Source organism: Cupriavidus sp. MPR-AND1C (assembly GCF_058809705.1).
This window is the reverse complement of record NZ_JBXASU010000051.1, coordinates 32,733-54,689: the sequence shown is the minus strand read 5'-3', so window position 1 is coordinate 54,689 and position 21,957 is coordinate 32,733. Positions and strand designations below refer to the sequence as shown.

Here is a 21,957-nt window from a genome sequence, read left to right as displayed (position 1 = left end):
GGCTGCCGGAGCCGGCGTCGGGGCGGGGGCCGGCGCGGCGGCTGCGGGAGCCGGCGCGGCTGCGGCCGGGGCGGGCGCGGTGGCAGCCTGGCCGGCGGGCTCCAGCATCACCAGCACGGTGCCTTCGGCGACGTTGTCGCCAATCTTGATCCTGACTTCCTTGACAGTGCCGCCCTGGGGCGAAGGCACGTCCATCGTGGCCTTGTCCGATTCCAGCGTCACCAGCGCGTCTTCCGCGTTGATGGTGTCGCCCGGTTTCACGTGCACTTCGATGACGGGAACGGCGTCGTAATCGCCGATATCCGGCACCTTGATTTCAATCGCTTGACTCATTCAGTGTCTCCTGGGCAGGCCGGCGCGCACGACAAACACGAGCGTGTGAGGTTACCCTCACCGCCGCGATCTGTCACGCCGCCGCGCCGCAAGGCGCCGGACATCAGCCCGGCGCCCGCGCACGCGGCATTGCCGCTCCTGCGGGGGTTCGTGCAGCCGGTCTGCTTAGACCGACATCGGGTTCGGCTTGTTGGGGTCGAGGTTGTACTTCTTGATGGCTTCGGCCACCTTGTCACGACCGATGGCACCTTCGTCGGCCAGCGCCTTCAGTGCAGCCAACGTCACCCAGTGACGATCGACCTCAAAGAAATGACGCAGTTTTTCGCGGGTGTCCGAGCGGCCGAAACCGTCGGTGCCCAGCACCACGAAGCGACGCGGCACGAAGGGACGGATCTGGTCGGCGAAGGCGCGCACGTAGTCGGTCGAGGCGATCACCGGGCCACGCACGGACTTGAGGCTCTTGGTCACGTGCGATTCGCGTTGCGTCTCGGTCGGGTGCAGCAGGTTCCAGCGCTCCACGTCGTGGCCTTCGCGGGCCAGTTCGGTAAAGCTCGGGCAGCCCCACAGGTCCGACTCCACGCCCCAGTCCTTCTTGAGCAGGTCGGCGGCGGCGATCACCTCACGGAAGATCGTGCCCGAACCCAGCAGCTGCACGCGCGGCGCATTGCTGTTTTCCACGCCCTTCTTGAACTGGTACATGCCCTTGACGATGTCGCCCTCTACGCCAGCCGGCATTTCCGGATGTTCGTAGTTCTCGTTCATCACCGTCAGGTAGTAGTACACGTCTTCCTGCTCGGCGTACATGCGGCGCAGGCCGTCCTGCATGACCACCGCCAGCTCGTACTGGAAGGTCGGGTCATACGAGATGCAGTTCGGGATCGCGGCGTGGAACACGTGCGAGTGGCCGTCTTCGTGCTGCAGGCCTTCGCCGTTGAGCGTGGTGCGGCCCGAGGTGCCGCCCAGCAGGAAACCGCGCGAGCGCATGTCGGCAGCCGCCCAGCACAGATCGCCGATACGCTGGATGCCGAACATCGAGTAATAGATGTAGAACGGGATCATCTGGATGCCATGCGTCGAGTACGACGTGGCGGCGGCGATCCAGTCGCACATGGCGCCGGCTTCATTGATGCCTTCCTGCAGCACCTGGCCAGTCTGCGATTCCTTGTAGAACATCAGCTGGTCGTGGTCTTCCGGCACGTACTTCTGGCCTTGCTGGTTCCAGATGCCGATCTGGCGGAACAGGCCTTCCATGCCGAAGGTGCGCGACTCGTCGGGCACGATGGGCACCACGTGCTTGCCGATCTGCTTGTCCTTGAGCAGCGTGTTCAGGATCCGTACGAAGGCCATGGTGGTGGACACTTCACGGCCTTCGCTGGTGGCCTTGAGCAGCGCGTCGAAGGCGGACAGCTCAGGCACCTTCAGGGCTTCCGCCTTCTGGCGGCGGGCCGGCAGGTAGCCGCCCAGGTCCATGCGGCGGGCGCGCATGTATTCGAGTTCCTTCGAGCCTTCCTCGAAGGTGATGTACGGCACTTCCTCGATCTTGTCGTCGGTGACCGGGATGTTGAACTGGTCGCGGAAGCGGCGGATCGCGTCCACCGGCATCTTCTTTTGCTGGTGGCTGATGTTCATGGCCTGGCCGGCGTCGCCCATGCCATAGCCCTTGATGGTCTTGGCCAGGATCAGCGTGGGCTGGCCCTTGTGCTCGTTGGCGGCGCTGTAGGCGGCATAGATCTTGTGCGGATCATGGCCGCCACGGTTCAGGCGCCAGATGTCCTCGTCGGACCAGTCGGCCACCATCGCCTTGAGCTCAGGGCTATTGAAGAAATGCTCGCGCACGTAGGCGCCATCCTTGGCCTTGAAGGTCTGGTACTCGCCGTCCACGCAATCCATCATGCGCTTCATCAGCAAGCCCTTGTGGTCGCGTGCCAGCAGCTGATCCCAGCGGCTGCCCCACACCACCTTGATCACGTTCCAGCCGGCGCCGCGGAACTCGGATTCGAGTTCCTGGATGATCTTGCCGTTGCCGCGCACCGGGCCATCCAGGCGCTGCAGGTTGCAGTTGATCACGAACACCAGGTTGTCCAGCTTCTCGCGCCCGGCCATGCCGATCGCGCCAAGCGATTCCGGCTCGTCGGTCTCGCCGTCGCCCAGGAACGCCCAGACCTTGCGGCCTTCGGTCTGCACCAGGCCGCGGCTGTGCAGGTACTTCATGAAGCGGGCCTGGTAGATGGCCATGATCGGGCCCAGGCCCATCGACACCGTCGGGAATTGCCAGAAGTCCGGCATCAGCCACGGGTGCGGGTAGGACGAGATGCCCTTGCCGTCGACTTCCTGGCGGAAGCTGTCGAGCTGTTCCGTGCTCAGGCGGCCGAGCAGGAAGGCGCGCGAATACACGCCAGGGGCCGAGTGGCCCTGCACGAATACCAGGTCGCCGCCGTGTTTCTCGGACGGGGCGTGCCAGAAGTGGTTATAGCCGACGTCATACAGCGTGGCCGCCGAGGCAAACGAGGAAATATGGCCGCCAACGTTGGTGTGCTTGTTGGCGCGCAGCACCATCGCCATGGCGTTCCAGCGGGTGTACGAGCGGATGCGGTGCTCGATGTCCTGGTCGCCGGGAATGCGGGCCTGCCGCTCCACCGGGATGGTGTTGATGTACTGCGTTTCAGCGTGGAACGGCTGGGTGACGCCGTTCACGCGTGCGTATTCGATCTGCTTTTCGATCAGGAAGGCGGCCCTGTCGGTGCCTTCGGCGGCGATCACGCCCTGCAGGGCATCAAGCCACTCGTGGGTTTCCTGGGGATCGGCGTCGTTGGCGCTGCTTGCGCCGAGGATCTGCTCTGGTACAGCTGACATGACTGTCTCCTGGTGAATTCCTGCCTCGGTGCCCCCCCGACTCTTGTGGTGGGAGCCCCGGCCTGACGGTGTGACTACGGTACGGCGCGCGGGCCGCGAGTGTCTTCGCACGGTCCTTCGCTAGCGCTTCGCCGGACTTGCCAGCAAGGCTGGCAGGACCGGACGCAGCACTGCCGTCCGCACTTTTCGGTCGGACCGATTCTATGGAAGCACATTGGGCAAGACAAGCCTAATTTTCAAATTGCGATATGGTTTCTTACAATATGAAATATTGCGGCAGCGCACCACAAAACTGCGCCAGCCCTTGCCGCCAAACGGCATTCACCCGTCGCGCCTTCGGCAGGAATGCCGCAGCGCCGCATTGGCGCTTACCCCAAGCGACGGGGCGCCGCAATCCCGCTACACTGGTCGGTCAGTCGTCAATCCCACCATGCCGTCCCTCAAAGATTTCTTTTCCCACCTGCGCGCCGCAGTCGTCCCTCCCTCCGCTTCCGGCTCCGCCAAGGCGAGCGGCAGCGACCCTACGCTGACCGCCCCGCCCAACCCGCTGACGTCCCTCGATACGCTTGGCCACGTGGACGAGCCCGCTGCCGTCAACGGGCCGCCGCGCGGATTGTGGTGGCTGCGCTGGCGCAACCTGGTGGCGACCAGCTGGTTCATGTTCATCCCGCTGGTGGCGATCGTGCTGTTCACGGTGGCGATGGGCGTGATCCTGTGGTCGCTCCATGAAACCGAGCGCCAGCAGCAACGCGACGCGCTTTATCGCGACGCGGCCTGGGCGCAGCAGCGCGTGCGCCTGTCCCTGCTGAGCAACCAGGACCAGCTAGCCTCGCTGGCGCGCGACATCGCCGCCGCCCAGCTGGACCAGGGCGCCTACCGCACCGCCGCGCAGGAAATCCTGCGCGAGAACCCGGAAATCGTCTTCGTCAACTGGCTGGACGCGACCCGGCGCGGGCGCTGGTCGCTGCCGTCCACCTCCGAATTCGCCAGCCGGCTGCGCGAAACCCAGGACCAGCCGCTGGAGCCCGAGGTGCTCGATACCTTCGACGCCGCCCGCGAAACCCAGCGCGTGGTGTACTCACGCCCGCTGGTCAACGACCGCGGCGACAGCTTCATGCTGATGGAGGTGCCGATCGTGCGGGACAACGAGTTCCTCGGCACCCTCGGCGCGCTTTACTCCGTCAACGGCATCCTGACCCACCTGCTGCCGCCGGAGCTGACCGAGCGCTACCGCTTCTCGCTGATCGACAAGAACAACCAGATCCGCGCCAGCACTTCGTTGCGGCCGGTGCCAGGCAACGCGCTGTCCTACGAGGTGCTGCTGGACCCGCCGGGGCACTCGCTGTCGCTGCGGGCCGACGCCTACCCGCCCGCCTCCAACCTGCCCAACAACATGCTGCTGTGGCTGGTGGTGGGGCTGTCGTGCTTCCTGCTGTGGAGCCTGTGGAGCATGTGGCGCCACACCAGCCGGCGCTCCGAGGCGCAGCGCGCCTTGCTGGCCGAGACGTCGTTTCGCCGCGCGATGGAAAACTCGATGCTGATCGGGTTGCGCGCACTCGACCTGAACGGCCGCATCACCTACGTCAATCCCGCCTTCTGCCGCATGACGGGCTGGCAGGACAGCGATCTGGTCGGCCGCGTGCCGCCCTTCCCCTATTGGCCGCCCAACGACCATCAGGAGATGCAAAAGCAGATCGACCTGACGCTGCAGGGCAAGTCCCCGGCCAGCGGCTATGAGATGCGCGCCATGCGGCGCGACGGCAGCAGCTTCTACGCCCGCATGTATGTCTCGCCGCTGGTGGACAGCCGCGGCAGGCACACCGGCTGGATGGCCTCGATGACAGACATCACCGAGCCCAAGCGCGCCCGCGAGGAACTCGCCGCCGCCCACGACCGCTTCACCACGGTGCTGGAAAGCCTGGACGCCGCGGTGTCCGTACTGGCGACCGACAAGCCTGAGTTGCTGTTCGCCAACCGCTATTACCGTCAGCTGTTCGGCTGGGAAGCCGAGGGCCACCTGAAGCTGGCCGGCGGCGAGGTCGACAAGGAGCAGGTCTCCAGCGACGCCACCGACTTCGTCGACGCCTACGCCGGCCTGCCGGCCTCGGAACTGATGCCCTACTCCTCGGACGCGCGGGAAGTCTTCGTGCCCGACATGCAGAAATGGTTCGAAGTGCGCCGCCGCTACATTCAGTGGGTCGACGGCCATCTGGCGCAGATGCAGATCGCCACCGATATCACGGTGCGCAAGGCCGCCGAGGAAATGGCGCGCCAGCATGAGGAACGGCTGCAGTTCACCAGCCGCCTGACCACCATGGGCGAGATGGCGTCGTCGCTCGCGCACGAGCTGAACCAGCCGCTGGCGGCAATCAACAACTACTGCATGGGCGCGGTGGCCCGGCTGCGCTCCGGGCGCAGCACCGCCGAGGACCTGATCCCGATCCTGGAAAAGACCTCGGCGCAGGCCGTGCGCGCCGGCACCATCATCAGCCGCATCCGGGGCTTCGTGAAGCGCAGCCAGCCCCAGCGCCGCGAAGCCGCGCTGCACGACATCGTGGCCGACGCGGTCGGGCTGGCCGACCTGGAGGCCACCCGCCGCCGCGTCACCATCCTGACCCGGCTGCCGCCGCCGCCAGTGGTGCTGTTCGTCGATCCGGTGCTGATCGAGCAAGTGCTGGTCAACCTGCTCAAGAACGCCGTCGAGGCCATGGCCGGGCTGCCGGCGCTGCGCGCCACCGGCGTGGTGCGCCTGCACGCACGCATCGAGCCGGGCGAGATCGGCCCGAACATGCGCATCGACGTGATCGACCAGGGCCCTGGCGTCGACGAGGCCACGAAGGAGCGCCTGTTTGAACCGTTCTTCAGCACCAAGTCCGACGGCATGGGCATGGGCCTGAATATCTGCCGCTCCATCATCGAGTCCCACCAGGGACGCCTGTGGGTGGAGAACAATGCCGACGGCATTGGCTGCACGTTCAAGATCATGCTGCCGCTGCAGCCGGCACTGATCGACCAATAATCGGCCCACACGACGCCGGGCGGGCCGCCCGGCATTGACAAGACAAGATAAGGCGCGCCAAGGCCGCCCCTGTCGCTTGCCGCCCGGCCCGGTTACACTTGGCGGCAAATGACTTTGATGTCCCAGGAGACTTCATGACCGTAACGCCAAACCCCACCTCCCACCGCGGCGAGACCGTCTTCATCGTCGACGACGATGAAGCCATGCGCGACTCGCTGACCTGGCTGCTGGAGGGCAATGGCTACCAGGTTCGCAGCTTTACCAGCGCCGAACAGTTCCTTTCCGCCTACGACTCGGGCCAGGTCTCCTGCCTGATCCTGGACGTGCGGATGCCGGGCATGAGCGGGCCCGAGCTGCAGGAACGCATGATCGCGGAAAACATCAATATCCCGATCGTCTTCATCACCGGCCACGGCGACGTGCCGATGGCAGTCTCCACCATGAAGAAGGGCGCCATCGACTTCATCGAAAAGCCGTTCGATGAGTCCGAACTGCGATCGCTGGTGGAGCGCATGCTGCAAAAGGCCCGCACCGACCATTCCGCCGCGCGCGAGCAGCGCGCCGCCAAGGACCTGCTGGGCAAGCTCACCACGCGCGAGCAGCAGGTGCTGGAGCGCATCGTGGCCGGCCGGCTGAACAAGCAGATTGCCGACGACCTGGGCATTTCGATCAAGACCGTGGAGGCGCACCGCGCCAACATCATGGAAAAGCTCAACGTCAACACCGTGGCCGACCTGCTGCGCCTGGCCCTGTCCAAGAACAGCTGAAGCACAGCCGCAACAGCCGAGAGCCGAGCCAGCGCCGAAGCCACCCCCGCCGAGCTTGCGGGGGCTGCCGGCTCAACGCCCGAGGTACTCCTCGTCGCGAAAGGTCACGACCCATTGCGGCTTGTAGACCACGAACACCGCCACCAGCATGCCCGTGAGAAAGGCTTCGCCAAACGCCAGGATCAGCACGGCGGTCAGCGTATCGGGCAGCGACAGCACGCCATCGCCCACGCTGTAGCTACGCCAGACCGCGCGCGCCGCCCCCGCCCCCAGGGCGGCGAGCCCGGCGGCAAAGTAGCCATGGCCGAGGATGAACACAAAGGGATGGCGCGGCAGCAGCCGGCGCATGCCCCCCTGCAGCGCGGCCGACAACAAGGCCGGCAACAACCCCATCCAGACATAGCGCGGCCACAGCACCGCCCAGCCCAGTTCGGCCCAGGTGCCGCCAGCCAGGTAGCCCAACCCCAGGAACGACACCAGATCCACCAGGAACAGCGACAGCAGGGCCAGCGGCAGCCCGAACAGGGTCACCATCAGGGTGGCGCCGAACAACTGGATCACCAGCCCGCCCGGCAACGTCGCGCGGACCGTCCATAGCAGCGCCAGCAACACCAGCGCGCCCAGCCAGCCATGCTGCAAATCGTCGCGCCGCAGCAGCTGCCAAGGCCGACGGCTCAGCGCCCAGGCCATGGCGGCCAGGCTGAGCACGATGAGCACGGCATGTTCGGCCGCCGCGGCCGTGGTAAAAGGGTTCAGGGCATCCATACGGCCATGCTACCAGTGCCCTACTCTCCTGCGCCCCGGGTTGCGTCAACCTTTATAATTCCGCTTTGACCACCTCCAGCTCTCCAGCGCCCATCCCCATGCCAGCCCAACTCATCGACGGCAACGCCCTTGCCAAGCAACTCCGCACCGAAGCCGCCCAGCGCGCCGCCCGCCTGACCGAACGCGGCCACCGGCCCGGCCTGGCCGTGGTCCTGGTGGGCGAAGACCAGGCTAGCCAGGTTTATGTGCGCAACAAGGTCAAGGCCTGCGACGACAATGGCTTTCATTCCTCGCTCGACCGCTACCCCGCCGACCTGTCCGAGGCCGACCTGCTGGCCCGCATCGACGCCCTGAACCGCGACCCGCATATCCACGGCATCCTGGTGCAGTTGCCGCTGCCCAAGCATATCGACAGCCACAAAGTGCTCGAAGCGATCGCCCCGGAAAAAGACGTGGACGGCTTCCACGTGGCCAATGCGGGTGCCCTGATGACCGGCGCCCCGCTGTTCCGCCCGTGCACGCCCTATGGCTGCATGAAAATGCTGGAATCGGTCGATTTCCCGCTGCGCGGCGCCCGCGCGGTGGTGGTCGGCGCCTCCAACATCGTCGGCAAGCCGATGGCGATGCTGCTGCTGCAGGCCGGCGCCACCGTCACCATCTGCAACAGCAAGACGCGCGACCTGGGCGCCCATACCCGCGACGCGGACGTGATCGTGGCCGCCGTGGGCCGGCGCAACATCATCACCGCTGACATGGTCAAGCCCGGCGCAGCCGTGATCGACGTGGGCATGAACCGCGACGACAATGGCAAGCTGTGCGGCGATGTCGACTTCAACGGCGTCAAGGAAGTCGCCGGCTACATCACCCCTGTGCCGGGCGGCGTTGGCCCGATGACCATTACGATGCTGCTGATTAATACGTTGGAAGCCGCCGAGCGCACGGCCGGCTGAACGTCGTATCGGCCTGCCGCGGACAGCGCCGGCGCCTTGCGCGCCGGGTGCTGCCCGGCACTGGAAATCCTGCCGCCCCGCCCCAATGTGCGGGGCATTGCCCTTACGGGCCCTGCCAAGAGAGACGTCATGGATCAAGCCGCCAACCAAGCCAACACTGCAAGTCACGCAAACGGCGACAATCCGCTGCTGGATTTCACCGACCTGCCGCGTTTCTCCGAGATCCGCCCCGAGCACATCGGCCCGGCGCTGGACGTGCTGCTGGCGACCGCGCAAGCCGCGGTCGACCGTGCAGAGGACCCGGCCACCGAAGCCACCTGGGCCAATGCCGTGGAAGCGCTGGAAGCCGCCACCGAGCCGCTGGGACGCGCCTGGGGCGTGGTGGGCCACCTGAGCGCGGTGGCGGATACGCCGCCCTTGCGCCAGGCGCATAGCGACAACCTGCCGCGCATGACCGAGTTCTGGTCGTCGCTGGGCCAGAGCCTGGCGCTCTATGACAAGTACAAGGCAATCGCCGCGAGCCCCGAATTCGCCACCATGAGCACGGCTCGGCGCCAACTGATGGAAAACGAGTTGCGCGGTTTCCGCCTGGGCGGCGCCGAACTGCCCGAAGACAAGAAGCCCCGCTTTGCCGCGATCCAGGAGCAGCAGGCCCAGTTGTCCAAAGCCTTCTCCGACCACGTGCTCGATGCCACCAATGCCTACGCGCTGCTGATCGAAGATGAAAGCCGCCTGAGCGGCATCCCGGAAGACGCGCTGGAAGCCGCGCGCCATGCCGCTGAGAAAGACGGCAAGCCGGGCTGGAAATTCACCCTGCACTTCCCCTCCTACTTCCCGGTGCTGCAATACGCGGACGACCGCGCGCTGCGCCAGACCATGTACGAGGCCAGCGTCACCCGCGCCTCGGAACTGGCCGAACAGTACGGCCAGGGCAAGGCCGAGTGGGACAACACGGCCAATATGCGCGAGCAGCTCGCGCTGCGCCGCGAAGAAGCGCAGTTGCTCGGCTACGCCTCCTTCGGCGAGGTCTCGCTGGTGCCCAAGATGGCGGAATCCCCGGCCGAAGTGCTGCGCTTCCTGGACGAACTGGCCGCCAAGGCGCGGCCGTACGCCGAGAAGGACTGGGACGAGCTCAAGGCATTCGCCGCAGGCGAGCTGGGCCTGAGCGACCTCTCGCCCTGGGACGTGGCCTACGCGTCGGAAAAGCTGCGCGAGCAGCGCTACGCCTTCTCCGAGCAGGAGGTAAAGCAATACTTCCCCGAGCCGCAGGTGCTCAAGGGCCTGTTCAGCGTGGTGGAGAAGCTGTTCTCGGTGCGCATCGAAGCCGACCAGGCCCAGACGTGGCACGAAGACGCGCGCTTGTTCCGCGTGGTATCGCCCGAGGGCGCGCTGCTGGCGCAGTTCTACATCGACCTTTACGCCCGCGAAGGCAAGCGCGGCGGCGCGTGGATGGATGACGCCCGCGGCCGCAAGCTGCTGGACGGCGGCCGCGTGCAAACCCCGGTGGCCTACCTGACCTGCAACTTCACGGCGCCGGTGGGCGGCAAGCCAGCGGTCTTCACCCACGACGAAGTGATCACGCTGTTCCACGAGTTCGGACACGGCCTGCACCATATGCTCACCCAGGTGGGCGAGCTGGGCGTGTCCGGCATCAATGGCGTGGAATGGGATGCCGTTGAGCTGCCCTCGCAGTTCATGGAGAACTTCTGCTGGGAGTACGAGGTGCTGGCCGACATGACCGCGCACGTCGACACCGGCGAGCCGCTGCCGCGCGAGCTGTTCGAGCGCATGCTGGCCGCGAAGAACTTCCAGAACGGCATGATGACGCTGCGCCAGATCGTGTTCTCGTCGTTCGACATGCACCTGCACACCAGCTTCGACCCAGCGGGCGAGAAATCCGTGCTGGCGCTGTCCAGGGAGATCAACGATCGCGCCCACGTGGTGCCGCAGCACCCGCTGTCGCGCTGGCCGAACACCTTCAGCCATATCTTTGCCGGTGGCTATGCGGCGGGCTACTACAGCTACAAGTGGGCCGAAGTGCTGTCCGCCGACGTCTATGCCGCCTTCGAGGAAGCTGCGAAGCTCTCCGGCACCGTGCTGGACGCCGAGACCGGCGCGCGCTACCGCAGGGAAATCCTCTCGGTGGGCGGCAGCCGACCGGCCATGGAATCGTTCACCGCGTTCCGTGGCCGCGCGCCGCAGATCGACGCACTGCTGCGGCACGGCGGCATGGCGGTGGCGTAAGCCAGCACGCCGTCAATAGTCCAGGTCAAGCGGCTCAGTCTGAGCCGCTTTTTTCATGGCGGCGCGCGCGTGCAATGCAGGCCGTCGACAGCAACGCGCAGCCTGCGCTCACCGCAATCGCCACCGAGTAACTGCCGTAGGCATCGAAGAGCCAGCCCGCCAGGCTGCCGCCCGCCATCGCGGCAATCCCCACCGCCACATACAGTGCGCCCAGGATCGCCCCGAGGTTGACCGTGCCGAACCATGTCGCGGCCAGCGCCGGGTACAAGGAAATGCAACCGCCGTTAGCCGCGCCGAACAGGACGGCAAACAGCGCCAGCGCCGGGAAGCTCGTGGCCCCAAGCCACACGCCGTTGAGCAGCGCGAGCATCAGCGTCAGGCACATGAGCAGCCGCCCCGGGCCCAGCCTGTCGCCAAGCCCGCCGAGCAACAGGCGCCCCAGGATATTGCCGGCGCCCACCAGCCCGATCAGCAGATTCCCGGCCGTGGAAGACAAGCCATGCTGCCGCGCGTACGGATGGATATGGACCAGCGCTGCGAACAGGCCGACCGAGCCCAGCAGGATGGCGCCGAAGTACCACCAGAATCGCCCGCCGCGCGCGGCCTGCGCCAGGCTGAGCCCGGATGGCGGGGGCGAGTGGGCTGCGCCAGGCGCCGCAGGCGCGCCATCGGGATACAGGCCGGCCTCTTCCGGGCGCCCCTTTAGCAGCATTGCCATTGCCAGCCCGACTACGGCGATGGCCAGCGCGAAGCAACGCATTGTCGCCTGCCAGCTCATATGCTCCATCAGCAGGCCCGCCACCACCGGCCCGATGAACGTGCCGAGCCCGGTGCCCGCCAGCGCAAGGCCCGACGCCCGGCTGCGATGCCTGACGAACCAGCGCTGCACCGCCGTCACCGCCGGCACGTAGACCAGGCCTACACCCAGGCCCACCAGCGAACAAAAGGCAACCAGAAACCCCGCCAGCGAATCCGTGACGACGCTGGCGATGGCGAATCCCAGCGCCAGCGAGACAATGCCCATCGCAATGACCCGGCGGGTGGAGATCCGGTCGGCCAGGGACCCGGAGAATACGCCCACCACGTAGTAAATCAGCGCGGTGAACGAGAACACGGAAGCCGCTGACGAACTCCCCACCCCGAAGCCTTCCTGGATACTCGCGAAAAATGCGCCAAACGAGTACGCGGCGCCAAATATCAGCGCCAGCAGCACGTGCGTCGCGCCAACCACATACCAGCCCGGGAATATGTTCATCCCCGCCCCCCCACTTGCGCTCACCTTTGCCATGTTGTCTCCGGTCACCCTCTCGCCTGTCCGCCCGCGACTCCAGCATCCCGGAATCATCGATTGCGACACATATTCCTGTATATACAAGATAAGACAACAAATCAACGAGCCGGGATTACCCTGATCGGCGCCAAACCCGGAGCCAAAACCCGCCTCCTTTCTCCTGGCGGATGCCGGCCTTGATTTGGAAGATCGCTGCCAATGGAAATTGGCTAGACAAGCGCGGTCAAGTAAACTGCGTGCCATGACCTACCTGCCACCCGCCGCCGCCTACGCGCACATCAAGAACTACCTGAAGGACGGACTCAGTGCCGGACGCTGGCCGCCCGGCACGCTGATGCCATCGGAATCCGAACTGGTGACCCAGTTCCGCGTCAGCCGCATGACCGCCAACCGGGCGGTACGGGAACTGCAGGCCGAAGGCCTGGTGGAGCGCGTGCAGGGCGTCGGCACGTTCGCCACCCAGCCCTATCGCGCGTCGTCCACGCTGACCATCCGCGACCTGCACGACGAGATCACGGAGCGGGGCCACCGCCACCGCTCCGACGTGCACATGGCGCGCGCCGAAGTCGTCACCGAGGCATTGGCGCAGCGCATCGGGTTGCCCGTCGGCAGCAAGGTCTTCCACACCTTGATCGTGCATAGCGAGAACGGCGTGCCGCTGCTGTGCGAGGACCGCTACGTCAACCCCGCCCGCGCGCCTGACTATCTCGACGTGGACTTCACCAAGACCACGCCCACCAATTACCTGCTGACCGTGGCACCGCTTTGGGAAGCGCAATACTCCATCGAGGCGCAGTTGCCCACCGAGCAGGAGGCCGAACTGCTTGGCGTCAAGCCAAGCGAGCCCTGCCTGATCGTGATCCGCCGCACCGAAAGCCAAGGCTCGCCGATCACGCTGGCACGGCTGGTGCATCCGGGATCGCGCTATACCATCGAGGGCTCGTTCAAGCCTTAGGGCAGCGCCGCGACGCCGCAGCCGGCCGGCCCAGACGATGCAACGCCTTTACCGCGTTCACGAGGTGATGGACCCGCTCAGCCTCTCGAAGGCAACGGTCTATCGCATGGTGGCCGCTGGTACACTGCGCCTCGTGAAGATCGGCCCACGCTCAAGCGGCATTAAAGAGATAGAGAAATAATGAGAATTGCGACTTGGAACGTCAACTCGCTCAAGGTCCGGCTACCGCAGGTACTGGACTGGTTGAGCGAGCAGGAAAAGGCCGATACGCCGATCGATGCCCTGTGCCTGCAGGAGCTGAAGATGCCGGACGACAAGTACCCGCTGGCCGAACTGGAAAGCGCGGGCTGGCATAGCGTGTTCACCGGCCAGAAGACGTACAACGGCGTGGCGATCCTGGCGCGCAATGCCACCATGGCGACACCCACCGACGTGGTGCGCAATATCCCTGGCTTCGACGACCCCCAGCAGCGCGTGGTGGCGGCGACCTATGGCGACGTGCGCCTGGTGTGCGCGTACTTCCCCAACGGGCAGGCACCGGACTCCGACAAGTTCACCTACAAGCTCGGCTGGCTGCAGGCGATCACCGCGTGGCTGCGGGAGGAAATGGTGAAGTACCCGAAGCTCGCGCTGCTGGGCGACTTCAATATCGCGCCCGAGGACCGGGATGTGCACGACCCCAAGAAATGGGAGGGGCAGAACCTGGTGTCGCCACCGGAGCGCGATGCGTTCCGGGCGCTGGAGGCACTTGGGCTGACCGACGCGTACCGCATGTTCGAGCAGCCGGAGAAGAGCTTCTCCTGGTGGGACTACCGCATGTTTGCGTTCCGCCGCAACGCCGGCCTGCGCATCGACCACATCCTGCTGTCGCCGGCCCTGCGCGAGGCGTGCAGCGCCTGCGTGATCGATCGCGTGCCGCGCACCTGGGAGCAGCCCTCGGACCACACGCCGGTGGTGGCCACGCTCGACCTGGGCTGAGGCGTTGCGCCAAGGCGCCGGCCACCAGGCTGGCGTTCGGCATATCCGGGTAGCCACCGGCTCGCGTCCGGGCGCCTGCACGGCTACACTTGCGGGCATGAAACCGGCTACCTTCCGCCACCGCAACCTCCCCCACCTGCTGCTGCAAGCCCGCGAAACGCTGATGGCGGGCTTCCGGCCCATCCTGCGCCAGCACGGCATGACCGAGCAGCAATGGCGCGTGGTGCGCACCCTCAACGAGCAAGGCGAGATGGAGCCTAACCAGCTCGCCGATGCCTGCCTGATCCTGAGTCCGAGCCTTACCCGCATGCTGTCGAGCATGGAGGAAGCTGGCCTGATCCTGCGCTCGCGCTCCACCACGGACCAGCGCCGCCAGTTGATCTCGCTGACCGACAAATGCCGTGCCCTGATCGCCGAGATGGAGCCGCTGATCGACCGCCGCTATGCGCAGCTCGAGCAGATGATCGGCGCCGAGCGGCTGGGCAAGGTCTATGGCGCGATCGACGAATTGCTGGTGAGCCTCAGCGAACGAGACCCGCGAGCATGACCGCTCCGGCTGCGCAGGGCACGACCGGCCGGATGCTCGAGCGCCTGTTGCCGGCATGGCGTCACCGCGTGAGCCGCGCCTCCTTGCGTGCGGACCTGGTTGCGGGCCTGCTTGGCGCGGTGCTGGTGCTGCCGCAGGGCGTGGCCTTTGCCACGCTTGCCGGCCTGCCGCCGCAATACGGCATCTACGCGGCCGTGATTCCCTGCATCGTGGCGGCCTTGTTCGGCTCAAGCTGGCATGTGATGTCCGGCCCGACCAACGCCAACTCGCTGGCGCTGTTCGCCATGCTGAGCCCGGTGGCATTTGCCGGCAGTCCCGAGTACATCAACCTGGCGCTCGCCGTCACCATCATGGTTGGCTTGCTGCAGCTTGCCGTGGGCACCCTGCGCCTTGGCACGCTGGCCAACTTCATCTCGCCCTCGGTGCTGCTTGGCTTCACCTGCGGCGCGGCGACGCTGATCGGCCTCTATGCGCTCAAGGACCTGTTCGGGCTGGCCGTGCCGACGGGTACGAGCGCCTTCGGCGTGGTGCGCTTCCTGCTGGACAATGCCGACGGCATCAACTGGAGCGCGTTCACGGTAGCGGCGATTACTCTCGCGGTGACCATCGCGGTGAAGCGCGTCTCGCGCCGCCTGCCCTTCATGCTGATCGGCCTGCTGGCGGGTTACGGCGTCGCCCTGCTGCTCAACGCGCCGGGCTGGAGCGCGGGCGCACACCACGTTAATGTGGTCGGGCCGATTCCCTCGGCCATCCCGCCCTTCGGCCTGCCGGATATTTCCTGGCGGGCAATCCCCGACCTGCTTGGCGTCGCCGCCGCGCTGACCATCGTGGCACTCGGCCAGTCGATCTCGATCGCCAAGGCGGTGGCGCTGCGCTCGGGCCAGCACATCGATGCCAACCGCGAATTCATCGGGCAGGGCCTGTCGAATATCGCAGGCGGCTTGTTCTCCGCCTATATCTCCTGCGGCTCGCTGAACCGCTCCATGCCTAACTACGAGGCCGGCGCGCAGACGCCGCTGGCCAGCATTTTCTCGGCCTTGCTGCTAGTGGTGCTGGTCACGGCCAGCGCCTCGCTGCTGGCGCAGATCCCGCTGGCCTCCATCGCCGCGATGTTGCTGCTGGTGGCCTGGGGCCTGTTCGATTTCGGCCGGCTGCGCCGCATCGCCAGCCTGAGCCGCACGGAATTCGCCATCGCCGTCAGCACCTTTGTCGCCATGCTGGCCATCCGCCTGGAGATGGCGGTCTTGCTCGGCACCATCCTGTCACTGGTGGCCTATCTCTATCGCACCTCGCGCCCGGCGGTGCGCAGCCTGGTGCCAGACGCCGACGACCCCGACCGGCGCTTTACACCGCTCGACGAACTGCACCGCCCGCAACCGGAATGCCCCCAACTCAAGCTGCTGCGCATGGAAGGCGCGATCTACTTCGGCGCGGTCCAGTACGTGACGGACCGCTTGCACGCAGCACGCAACGCCCATCCTGGCCAGATCCATCTGCTGGCCATGACCAAGAGCATGAACTTCATCGACCTGGCCGGCGCCGAGATGTGGGAAAGCGAACTGAGCGAGCGGCGCGCTGCCGGCGGCGACCTGTATTTCCATCGTCCGCGCACGCAGGTATTGCAGACGTGGGACCAGACCGGCTTCGCGCCGAAGCTGGGCGAGGGGCACATCTTCTCCACCAAGCGGCAGGCGCTGCACACCATCATTGCGCGCCTCGATCCCGCAGGCTGTGCGCAATGCCAGGCACGCATCTTCGAAGAATGCGCTAGCCGCCCTGGCGCGGCGGGCTACCCAGCAAAACCGGCTTGAGCGCGATCAACGTGATCGGCACAATCGGCGCGATCGGGAAGATCAATGATGAGCGCGGGGAATGAAAAAGAGAAACGCCGGCGGGAGACCGGCGTCAGGCGGCGAGAAGCCGCAATGACCTGAAGCGGTAGCCCGGGATCGGACCGATGACCGGCCCGGACTGGAATCCGCTTCAGAGCGGCGCCACATGGGCGCGCTTGACTACAACTGGCTGGGCAGCGCCCTGCTCGATCAGCACCACCGCAGCACGCTCGATGGTTTCACGTCCGGCGCGGAATGCCTCTTCCAGCGACAACACCTGGTCGGCACTGAAGCCTTCCCACAGCGCTTCACGGGTCACCACGCAAGTGACTGTTTGGCCGTCGACAACGGCGTGAAATAGCAAGCCTTCATTGTTGATATCGTAACGCTCTTGCTCTTGGAACTTGATATCCATCGGTACAGCCCTCCATTGCAAGTGAATAATCATCCTAACATGGGTCGGCCCGACTCGTCCGCAAAGGCCTACGCCCCGCTCACCCCAAGCAAGACTGCCGAAGCCCCGGGCGAGTTCCCACGGCGTGAGTGCCTGAGTTCGGTGCAAGGAGAAGTAACAAGGCTGCCCGGGCATTGCGCGTACGACGGCGAAATCGCACACGGCATTTCCAGAGCACCCTCATGCAGGAAAAATTACGCAGGGGTTTGACAAGCTCCAAAACCATGATACAATCTTTTTCTTCGTTGGGGCGTTAGCTCAGTTGGTAGAGCAGCGGACTCTTAATCCGTAGGTCGAGTGTTCGAGTCACTCACGCCCCACCAGCGAATTCTAAAAGCCGGAAGCAGCAATGCTTCCGGCTTTTTCCATTGGCGCTCCACGTCTGTCACCGCCCGCCCTACGGCCCCGGCGATTCATCGTCGAAAAACACGCAAAAAAAAGCCCGCGATCGATGGCGGGCTGGGGAAGGGTCAGGGGCGTTCAGGGAACGACCCGATGCCTAGTGTGAATACATTGAAGACATGCCGCGACCCCTCTGCAGAGGGGTCGCACGCGCGGCACATTCCATTGTTGCCTCAACCCTGCCTGGCGCGCTCGAACAGCTCACGCGCGAGCCCGCGATGCTGCGCAAGAACGCGCGGCAACTCCACCGTCTGCAACTCGCCATCGCGCACCACCACCTTGCCGTTGATCACGCTGGCGGCGACATTGCCCGGCGTGCAGAACACCAGCGCCGCCACCGGGTCGTGGCCTGCGCCGGCGTAGCCCACCTGCGCCATGTCGAAGGACACGAAATCAGCCGACATGCCAGGCGCCAGCGCGCCGATATCGTCGCGGCCCAGCACGCGCGCGCCGCCCAGCGTTGCGATCTCCAGCGCCTCGCGCGCGCTCATGGCGGCGGGCCCGTAGCCCACGCGCTGCAGCAGCATGGCCTGGCGCACCTCCCCCAGCATATGCGCGCCATCGTTCGACGCGCTGCCATCCACACCCAGCCCGACCGGCACGCCGGCATCGCGCATCGTGCGCACCGGTGCAATGCCTGACGCCAGGCGCATGTTCGAGCAAGGGCAATGGGCAACGCCCGTGCCCGTGCGGGCAAACAGCGCAATACCTTCATCATCGAGCTTGACGCAGTGCGCGTGCCACACATCGGGACCGACCCAGCCGAGCTCCTCGGCATACTGGGCCGGCGTGAGGCCGAACTTCTCGCGCGAGTAGGCGATGTCGTTGTCGTTCTCGGCCAGGTGGGTGTGCATCGACACGCCATAGTTGCGCGCGAGCAGCGCCGACTCGCGCATCAGGTCGCGCGAGACGGAGAACGGCGAACACGGCGCCACCACCACCCGCAGCATCGCGTGGCGCGAAGCGTCGTGGTACCGCTCGATCAACCGCTGGCTGTCCTCCAGGATGGCGTGCTCCTCCTCCACCACCGAATCGGGCGGCAGGCCACCCTTGCTGCGGCCCACGCTCATCGATCCGCGCGCGGCATGGAACCGCATGCCCATTGCCGCCGCAGCCTCAATGGAATCGTCCAGGCGCGAGCCATTGGGATACAGGTACAGGTGATCGCTGGTGGTAGTGCAGCCGGACAGCATCAACTCGGCCATCGCGGTACGGGTCGACACGCCGATCATTTCCGGCGTCAGGTGCGACCACAACATATAGAGATTGGTAAGCCAGGTGAACAGCTCTGCGTCCTGCGCCGCCGGCACGGCGCGGGTCAGGCTCTGGTACATGTGGTGGTGCGTGTTGACCAGCCCGGGGATCACCACTTTGCCACGCATATCGATCACCTCGGCGCCACCCTCGTCGATCAGCCGGCGGTATTGCGGCGGCAGCTCGGCGGTGGCGCCCACCCATTCGATCACCGGGCCTTGCGCCACCAGTGCCCCACCCGGGATCTCGCGGCGTTGCGCATCCATGGTCACCAGGATGTCGGCATTGATAAGGATGAGGGGCATGGCAGGATCTTCAGGTTAGTGGCGAAAATACCTGGCGCATCATGCGCCCGGGCCCACACAGTCTAAGACGCCCGCAGGCCTTGGCAAAGCATCGATTTCCACCGACGGTGTGCGCAAAAACAGCACAGCCAAGCGCTGCGCCGCTAGCGCACGCCAGCAAACAACGCCACCAGGCTCTCGCCAATCCGCTCGGCCATCAGTTCCGCCGCGGCGCTTAGCGGATTGCGCGCGCGCGCGACCAGCCGCAGCGTCTGGCACGGCAGCTGGCCGTCGCGCAGCGGCACCCAGGCCAGCGCCCCGCGCTCCCGCTCCTCCAGCACGTCAAGCGGATTCAGGAAGGCGATGCCGGTGCCAAGCATGACCAGGCGGCGCATCAGCGCGGTCGAAGTGGTCTCGGTGACCGGCGACACCACGACCGCGGCGCGCGCGAAGGCCTCATCGAGGATGGCGCGAATCGACATCGACGGCGCGGGCAGGATCAGCGGGCAGGCCAGGCACTCGCTGAGCAATGTCGACGGCTGCGCGGCCAGCACATGCCCGGGCGCCACCACTGCGCCGATATGCCAGTCGTTGCTGGCCAGAATGCGGAAGGCGGCGATATCGGGCAGATCGTAGGCAAGACCGAGATCGACATCGCCGCGCTCGACAGCGCTGACAATATCGGCCACGGGCAGATCCAGCAGGCGCACCAGGATGCCCGGGTACTGCTGGCGAAAGGCATGCACCAGCGACGGCATCAGCGAGCCGGCGAGGCCGGCCGTGGTCGCCACGGTGACCTCCCCCTGGCGCACGCCTTTCACGGCTTCGATACGGCTGCGCAGCAACTCGTGCTCGCGCAGCGTCTGGCGCACGTGCGCCAGCACCATCTCGCCTAGTGGGGTCAGGCGCAGGCGTTTGTTGATGCGCTCGAACAAGGGCGCGCCCAGTTCCGCCTCCAGGTCCAGGATCTGCCGGTTGATCGCGCTCGGCGCCACGTGCAGATGCAGCGCGGCCTGGCGGATCGACCCGCGGCTCACCACCTCATCGAGGTAGCGCAGGACTCTGGCATGCATGAAGGCCTCCGGATTCGGGCGTTGGATTCAGCGCGGCGGCGGCATTCCGCGCCTGGCAGGACGAGCGCATTGTAGCCGCTGGCAAGGCGCACGAAATCCGTGTTGCGCCGGCAGTCTCTACAGCCACGTCGCGAGGTACCTGGGTGAGGCGATCGGCAACGCCCACGCGCGCCAGATGGACCTGGCCACCCAGCGCAGCTGGCTGGGCGAGCTGGCACGCAATCGCTCCAAGCAACTGGATGCGCCATCCTGGCTATGGACCAGCGTGCTGGACCTGATCGCCAGCCATGAGGTCGGCTACCTCGAACACTGCCGCAAATTCGCGCTCGGGCCGGAGGCACATATCTAAAAGCAAAACAGCTATTGCAAAGTCAAAAATCGTACTCTATAATCTTGGACTTCGTTGGGGCGTTAGCTCAGTTGGTAGAGCAGCGGACTCTTAATCCGTAGGTCGAGTGTTCGAGTCACTCACGCCCCACCAGCGAATTCCAAAAGCCGGAAGCAGCAATGCTTCCGGCTTTTTCCATTGGCCCGTCCACCCTGCCGGATTTCTCCCGGTGGGTAAGGCAACCCTGGGCCAATCCCCTCCCACGCAGCGACACATACGCGGGTTGATACCAATTCCGCCGGCTGCGCTTTCACGGTTGAATTGCGCCTGGAGCACAATGCGGAACAAGGTTCCGCATCACGGAACCCATCCGACATCTCCGGCGTCCCGCGGCAAGCAGGAACCAGGGCAACCGCGCGACGCAGATCGCCGTGCCCCAACCCCGCGCCCGCCCGGGCCGTCATTAGACCTAGAACCCTCGGGAGCCTCTCTTGAAAGCAGTATTGAATGTCGGCAGCGCAGCTTGCCTGGCCCTACTTGGCCTGTGCCACAGCGCCTTTGCACAAACCTACCCGACCAAGCCAATCCGCCTGATCGTGCCGTTCGCCGCGGGTGGCACCACGGACATCGTGGGCCGCTCGGTGGCCGACGGCATCGGCCGTGAGCTTGGCCAGGTCGTGGTGGTGGAGAACCGCGGCGGCGGCGGCGGCGCGATCGGCGCTGACGCGCTGGCCAAATCCGCGCCCGATGGTTACACGCTGGGCATTGCGACGGTCAGCACCATGGCGACCAACCCCGCCACCAACGCCCGCAACCCCTACGATCCGATCAAGGACTTCGCGCCCATTACCAACCTGGTCAATGTGCCGAACGTACTGACGATCAACCCCAAGGTGCCAGCCAAGAACCTGCAGGAGTTCATCGCGCTGGTCAAGGCCAACCCCGGCAAGTACAGCTATGCGTCGGCAGGCAAAGGCAGCATCTCCCACCTCGACGGCGAACTGTTCAAGTTCCTGACCAAGACCGACATGGTCCACATTCCCTACCGTGGATCGGGTCCCGCCCTGAACGACACGCTGGCGGGCCAGGTCAGCAGCCAGTTCGACAATCTGCCCTCGTCCATGCCGCACATCCAGGCCGGCAAGCTGCGCGCCCTCGCCGTGGCCGCGCCCAAGCGCGTGGATGGCTTGCCCGATGTGCCGACCTTTGCCGAAGCCGGCATGAAGGACATGAACAACATGGCCTGGTACGGCCTGGTGGCACCCGCCGGCACGCCTGCCGCGATCATCGCCAAGGTGCATGACGCTGCCGTGAAGACCTTGCAGGACCCGAACGTGAAACGCCGCCTGGCGGAAAGCGGCGCCTACCCTGACGGCAACACGCCGCAGCAATACGCCGCGCAGATCAAGCGCGAGCTGGAAATGCGCAAGAAGATCGCGCGCGACCAGAACATTACACTCGAGTAACCGGTGACCAGTCACGAGTAGCGTCGCAATGGCCCGGCTGCCTGCAGCCGGGCCTTGCCAGGGCTCGCGCCTTCGGCAAACCCGCCTCACCCCTTCCTTCCGTAGATCCCCTCCCCCAAGAACAACGCTTGCCTTGATCTGGCGCATAGCCGGCGAGGCCAA

17 protein-coding genes and 2 tRNA genes are annotated in these 21,957 nt (G+C 65.8%); 12 read left to right on the top strand and 7 right to left on the bottom strand.

Going from position 1 to position 21,957, the window contains the following annotated elements; translation table 11 throughout:
* Together AC1RWI_RS24300 and aceE are read right to left on the bottom strand one after the other, a co-directional pair.
* Window positions 1–333 (bottom strand): biotin/lipoyl-containing protein (locus tag AC1RWI_RS24300; protein WP_492869257.1); only part of this gene is annotated, 333 nt, incomplete at its 3' end.
* A gap of 165 nt (window positions 334–498) precedes the next feature.
* Window positions 499–3,186, bottom strand: coding sequence for a pyruvate dehydrogenase (acetyl-transferring), homodimeric type (gene aceE / locus AC1RWI_RS24295; protein WP_043345226.1), 2,688 nt, complete (start codon window positions 3,184–3,186; stop codon window positions 499–501).
* A gap of 430 nt (window positions 3,187–3,616) precedes the next feature.
* Here aceE and AC1RWI_RS24290 point away from each other — a divergent pair, with 430 nt between their 5' ends.
* A complete protein-coding gene (locus AC1RWI_RS24290) occupies window positions 3,617–6,205 on the top strand; it encodes a PAS domain S-box protein (RefSeq protein WP_043345225.1) in 2,589 nt (862 codons plus the stop codon).
* 134 nt (window positions 6,206–6,339) lie between these two features.
* Window positions 6,340–6,972: a response regulator transcription factor gene (locus tag AC1RWI_RS24285; protein WP_006155997.1), complete on the top strand. Its 633-nt coding sequence runs from the start codon at window positions 6,340–6,342 to the stop codon at window positions 6,970–6,972.
* 72 nt (window positions 6,973–7,044) lie between these two features.
* On the opposite strand, the gene AC1RWI_RS24280 is transcribed toward AC1RWI_RS24285, so the two are convergent.
* Window positions 7,045–7,737, bottom strand: coding sequence for an energy-coupling factor ABC transporter permease (locus AC1RWI_RS24280; RefSeq protein ID WP_052494505.1), 693 nt, complete (start codon window positions 7,735–7,737; stop codon window positions 7,045–7,047).
* Window positions 7,738–7,835: 98 nt separating this feature from the next.
* On the opposite strand from AC1RWI_RS24280, the gene folD reads away from it, so the two are divergent.
* Together folD and AC1RWI_RS24270 are read left to right on the top strand one after the other, a co-directional pair.
* Entirely contained in the window at window positions 7,836–8,687 is an 852-nt protein-coding gene (gene folD / locus AC1RWI_RS24275; RefSeq protein ID WP_492869254.1) for a bifunctional methylenetetrahydrofolate dehydrogenase/methenyltetrahydrofolate cyclohydrolase FolD, read from the top strand.
* Between the two features lie 129 nt (window positions 8,688–8,816).
* Window positions 8,817–10,931, top strand: a complete 2,115-nt coding sequence (locus tag AC1RWI_RS24270) for a M3 family metallopeptidase (protein ID WP_492869252.1) — start codon at window positions 8,817–8,819, stop codon at window positions 10,929–10,931.
* Between the two features lie 34 nt (window positions 10,932–10,965).
* Here AC1RWI_RS24270 and AC1RWI_RS24265 read toward each other — a convergent pair whose 3' ends face one another.
* Entirely contained in the window at window positions 10,966–12,219 is a 1,254-nt protein-coding gene (locus AC1RWI_RS24265) for an MFS transporter (RefSeq protein ID WP_492869250.1), read from the bottom strand.
* 244 nt (window positions 12,220–12,463) lie between these two features.
* Here AC1RWI_RS24265 and hutC point away from each other — a divergent pair, with 244 nt between their 5' ends.
* From hutC to AC1RWI_RS24245, 4 genes are all read left to right on the top strand, one after another.
* Window positions 12,464–13,177, top strand: coding sequence for a histidine utilization transcriptional repressor HutC (gene hutC / locus AC1RWI_RS24260; RefSeq protein WP_043345213.1), 714 nt, complete (start codon window positions 12,464–12,466; stop codon window positions 13,175–13,177).
* A 180-nt stretch (window positions 13,178–13,357) separates the two neighbouring features.
* Window positions 13,358–14,155, top strand: coding sequence for an exodeoxyribonuclease III (gene xth, locus AC1RWI_RS24255; RefSeq protein ID WP_043345210.1), 798 nt, complete (start codon window positions 13,358–13,360; stop codon window positions 14,153–14,155).
* Between the two features lie 97 nt (window positions 14,156–14,252).
* Window positions 14,253–14,702, top strand: a complete 450-nt coding sequence (gene hpaR, locus AC1RWI_RS24250) for a homoprotocatechuate degradation operon regulator HpaR (protein WP_043345209.1) — start codon at window positions 14,253–14,255, stop codon at window positions 14,700–14,702.
* The gene (locus tag AC1RWI_RS24245; RefSeq protein WP_052494504.1) at window positions 14,699–16,513 is read left to right on the top strand and encodes a SulP family inorganic anion transporter; all 1,815 of its coding nucleotides are present in this window, start codon (window positions 14,699–14,701) and stop codon (window positions 16,511–16,513) included. Before hpaR ends, AC1RWI_RS24245 begins: the two co-directional genes overlap by 4 nt.
* A 172-nt stretch (window positions 16,514–16,685) precedes the next feature.
* Here AC1RWI_RS24245 and AC1RWI_RS24240 read toward each other — a convergent pair whose 3' ends face one another.
* Window positions 16,686–16,949 (bottom strand): DUF1488 family protein, encoded by a 264-nt coding sequence (locus tag AC1RWI_RS24240; RefSeq protein WP_043345207.1) that lies wholly within the window; start codon window positions 16,947–16,949, stop codon window positions 16,686–16,688.
* A 286-nt stretch (window positions 16,950–17,235) separates the two neighbouring features.
* On the opposite strand from AC1RWI_RS24240, the gene AC1RWI_RS24235 reads away from it, so the two are divergent.
* Window positions 17,236–17,311: transfer RNA gene (locus tag AC1RWI_RS24235), tRNA-Lys, on the top strand.
* A 252-nt stretch (window positions 17,312–17,563) separates the two neighbouring features.
* Here AC1RWI_RS24235 and AC1RWI_RS24230 read toward each other — a convergent pair.
* On the bottom strand, window positions 17,564–18,949 hold the full coding sequence (locus AC1RWI_RS24230; RefSeq protein ID WP_492869247.1) for an 8-oxoguanine deaminase: 1,386 nt from the start codon (window positions 18,947–18,949) through the stop codon (window positions 17,564–17,566).
* Between the two features lie 143 nt (window positions 18,950–19,092).
* On the bottom strand, window positions 19,093–20,001 hold the full coding sequence (locus AC1RWI_RS24225) for a LysR substrate-binding domain-containing protein (protein WP_492869245.1): 909 nt from the start codon (window positions 19,999–20,001) through the stop codon (window positions 19,093–19,095).
* Here AC1RWI_RS24225 and AC1RWI_RS24220 point away from each other — a divergent pair.
* The 3 genes from AC1RWI_RS24220 (at window position 20,000) to AC1RWI_RS24210 (ending at window position 21,795) form a co-directional block, all read left to right on the top strand.
* Window positions 20,000–20,350, top strand: coding sequence for a DUF2252 family protein (locus tag AC1RWI_RS24220; RefSeq protein WP_201777355.1), 351 nt, complete (start codon window positions 20,000–20,002; stop codon window positions 20,348–20,350). The two genes, AC1RWI_RS24225 and AC1RWI_RS24220, sit on opposite strands and share 2 nt — an antisense overlap.
* A gap of 56 nt (window positions 20,351–20,406) precedes the next feature.
* A tRNA-Lys gene (locus AC1RWI_RS24215) sits at window positions 20,407–20,482 on the top strand.
* A 338-nt stretch (window positions 20,483–20,820) separates the two neighbouring features.
* Complete coding sequence (locus AC1RWI_RS24210) at window positions 20,821–21,795, top strand: tripartite tricarboxylate transporter substrate binding protein BugE (RefSeq protein ID WP_043345200.1); 975 nt, start codon at window positions 20,821–20,823, stop codon at window positions 21,793–21,795.
* Window positions 21,796–21,957: the final 162 nt, after the last annotated feature.

Bases quoted from the DNA above. Each gene is read 5' to 3' on its own strand.
- AC1RWI_RS24240 (WP_043345207.1), bottom strand. From the start codon at position 16,949: ATGGATATCAAGTTCCAAGAGCAAGAGCGTTACGATATCAACAATGAA.
- AC1RWI_RS24290 (WP_043345225.1), top strand. From the start codon at position 3,617: ATGCCGTCCCTCAAAGATTTCTTTTCCCACCTGCGCGCCGCAGTCGTC.
- hutC (WP_043345213.1), top strand. From the start codon at position 12,464: ATGACCTACCTGCCACCCGCCGCCGCCTACGCGCACATCAAGAACTAC.
- xth (WP_043345210.1), top strand. From the start codon at position 13,358: ATGAGAATTGCGACTTGGAACGTCAACTCGCTCAAGGTCCGGCTACCG.
- aceE (WP_043345226.1), bottom strand. From the start codon at position 3,186: ATGTCAGCTGTACCAGAGCAGATCCTCGGCGCAAGCAGCGCCAACGAC.
- folD (WP_492869254.1), top strand. From the start codon at position 7,836: ATGCCAGCCCAACTCATCGACGGCAACGCCCTTGCCAAGCAACTCCGC.
- AC1RWI_RS24220 (WP_201777355.1), top strand. From the start codon at position 20,000: ATGAAGGCCTCCGGATTCGGGCGTTGGATTCAGCGCGGCGGCGGCATT.
- AC1RWI_RS24270 (WP_492869252.1), top strand. From the start codon at position 8,817: ATGGATCAAGCCGCCAACCAAGCCAACACTGCAAGTCACGCAAACGGC.
- AC1RWI_RS24280 (WP_052494505.1), bottom strand. From the start codon at position 7,737: ATGGATGCCCTGAACCCTTTTACCACGGCCGCGGCGGCCGAACATGCC.
- AC1RWI_RS24230 (WP_492869247.1), bottom strand. From the start codon at position 18,949: ATGCCCCTCATCCTTATCAATGCCGACATCCTGGTGACCATGGATGCG.
- AC1RWI_RS24265 (WP_492869250.1), bottom strand. From the start codon at position 12,219: ATGGCAAAGGTGAGCGCAAGTGGGGGGGCGGGGATGAACATATTCCCG.
- AC1RWI_RS24225 (WP_492869245.1), bottom strand. From the start codon at position 20,001: ATGCATGCCAGAGTCCTGCGCTACCTCGATGAGGTGGTGAGCCGCGGG.
- AC1RWI_RS24285 (WP_006155997.1), top strand. From the start codon at position 6,340: ATGACCGTAACGCCAAACCCCACCTCCCACCGCGGCGAGACCGTCTTC.
- hpaR (WP_043345209.1), top strand. From the start codon at position 14,253: ATGAAACCGGCTACCTTCCGCCACCGCAACCTCCCCCACCTGCTGCTG.
- AC1RWI_RS24245 (WP_052494504.1), top strand. From the start codon at position 14,699: ATGACCGCTCCGGCTGCGCAGGGCACGACCGGCCGGATGCTCGAGCGC.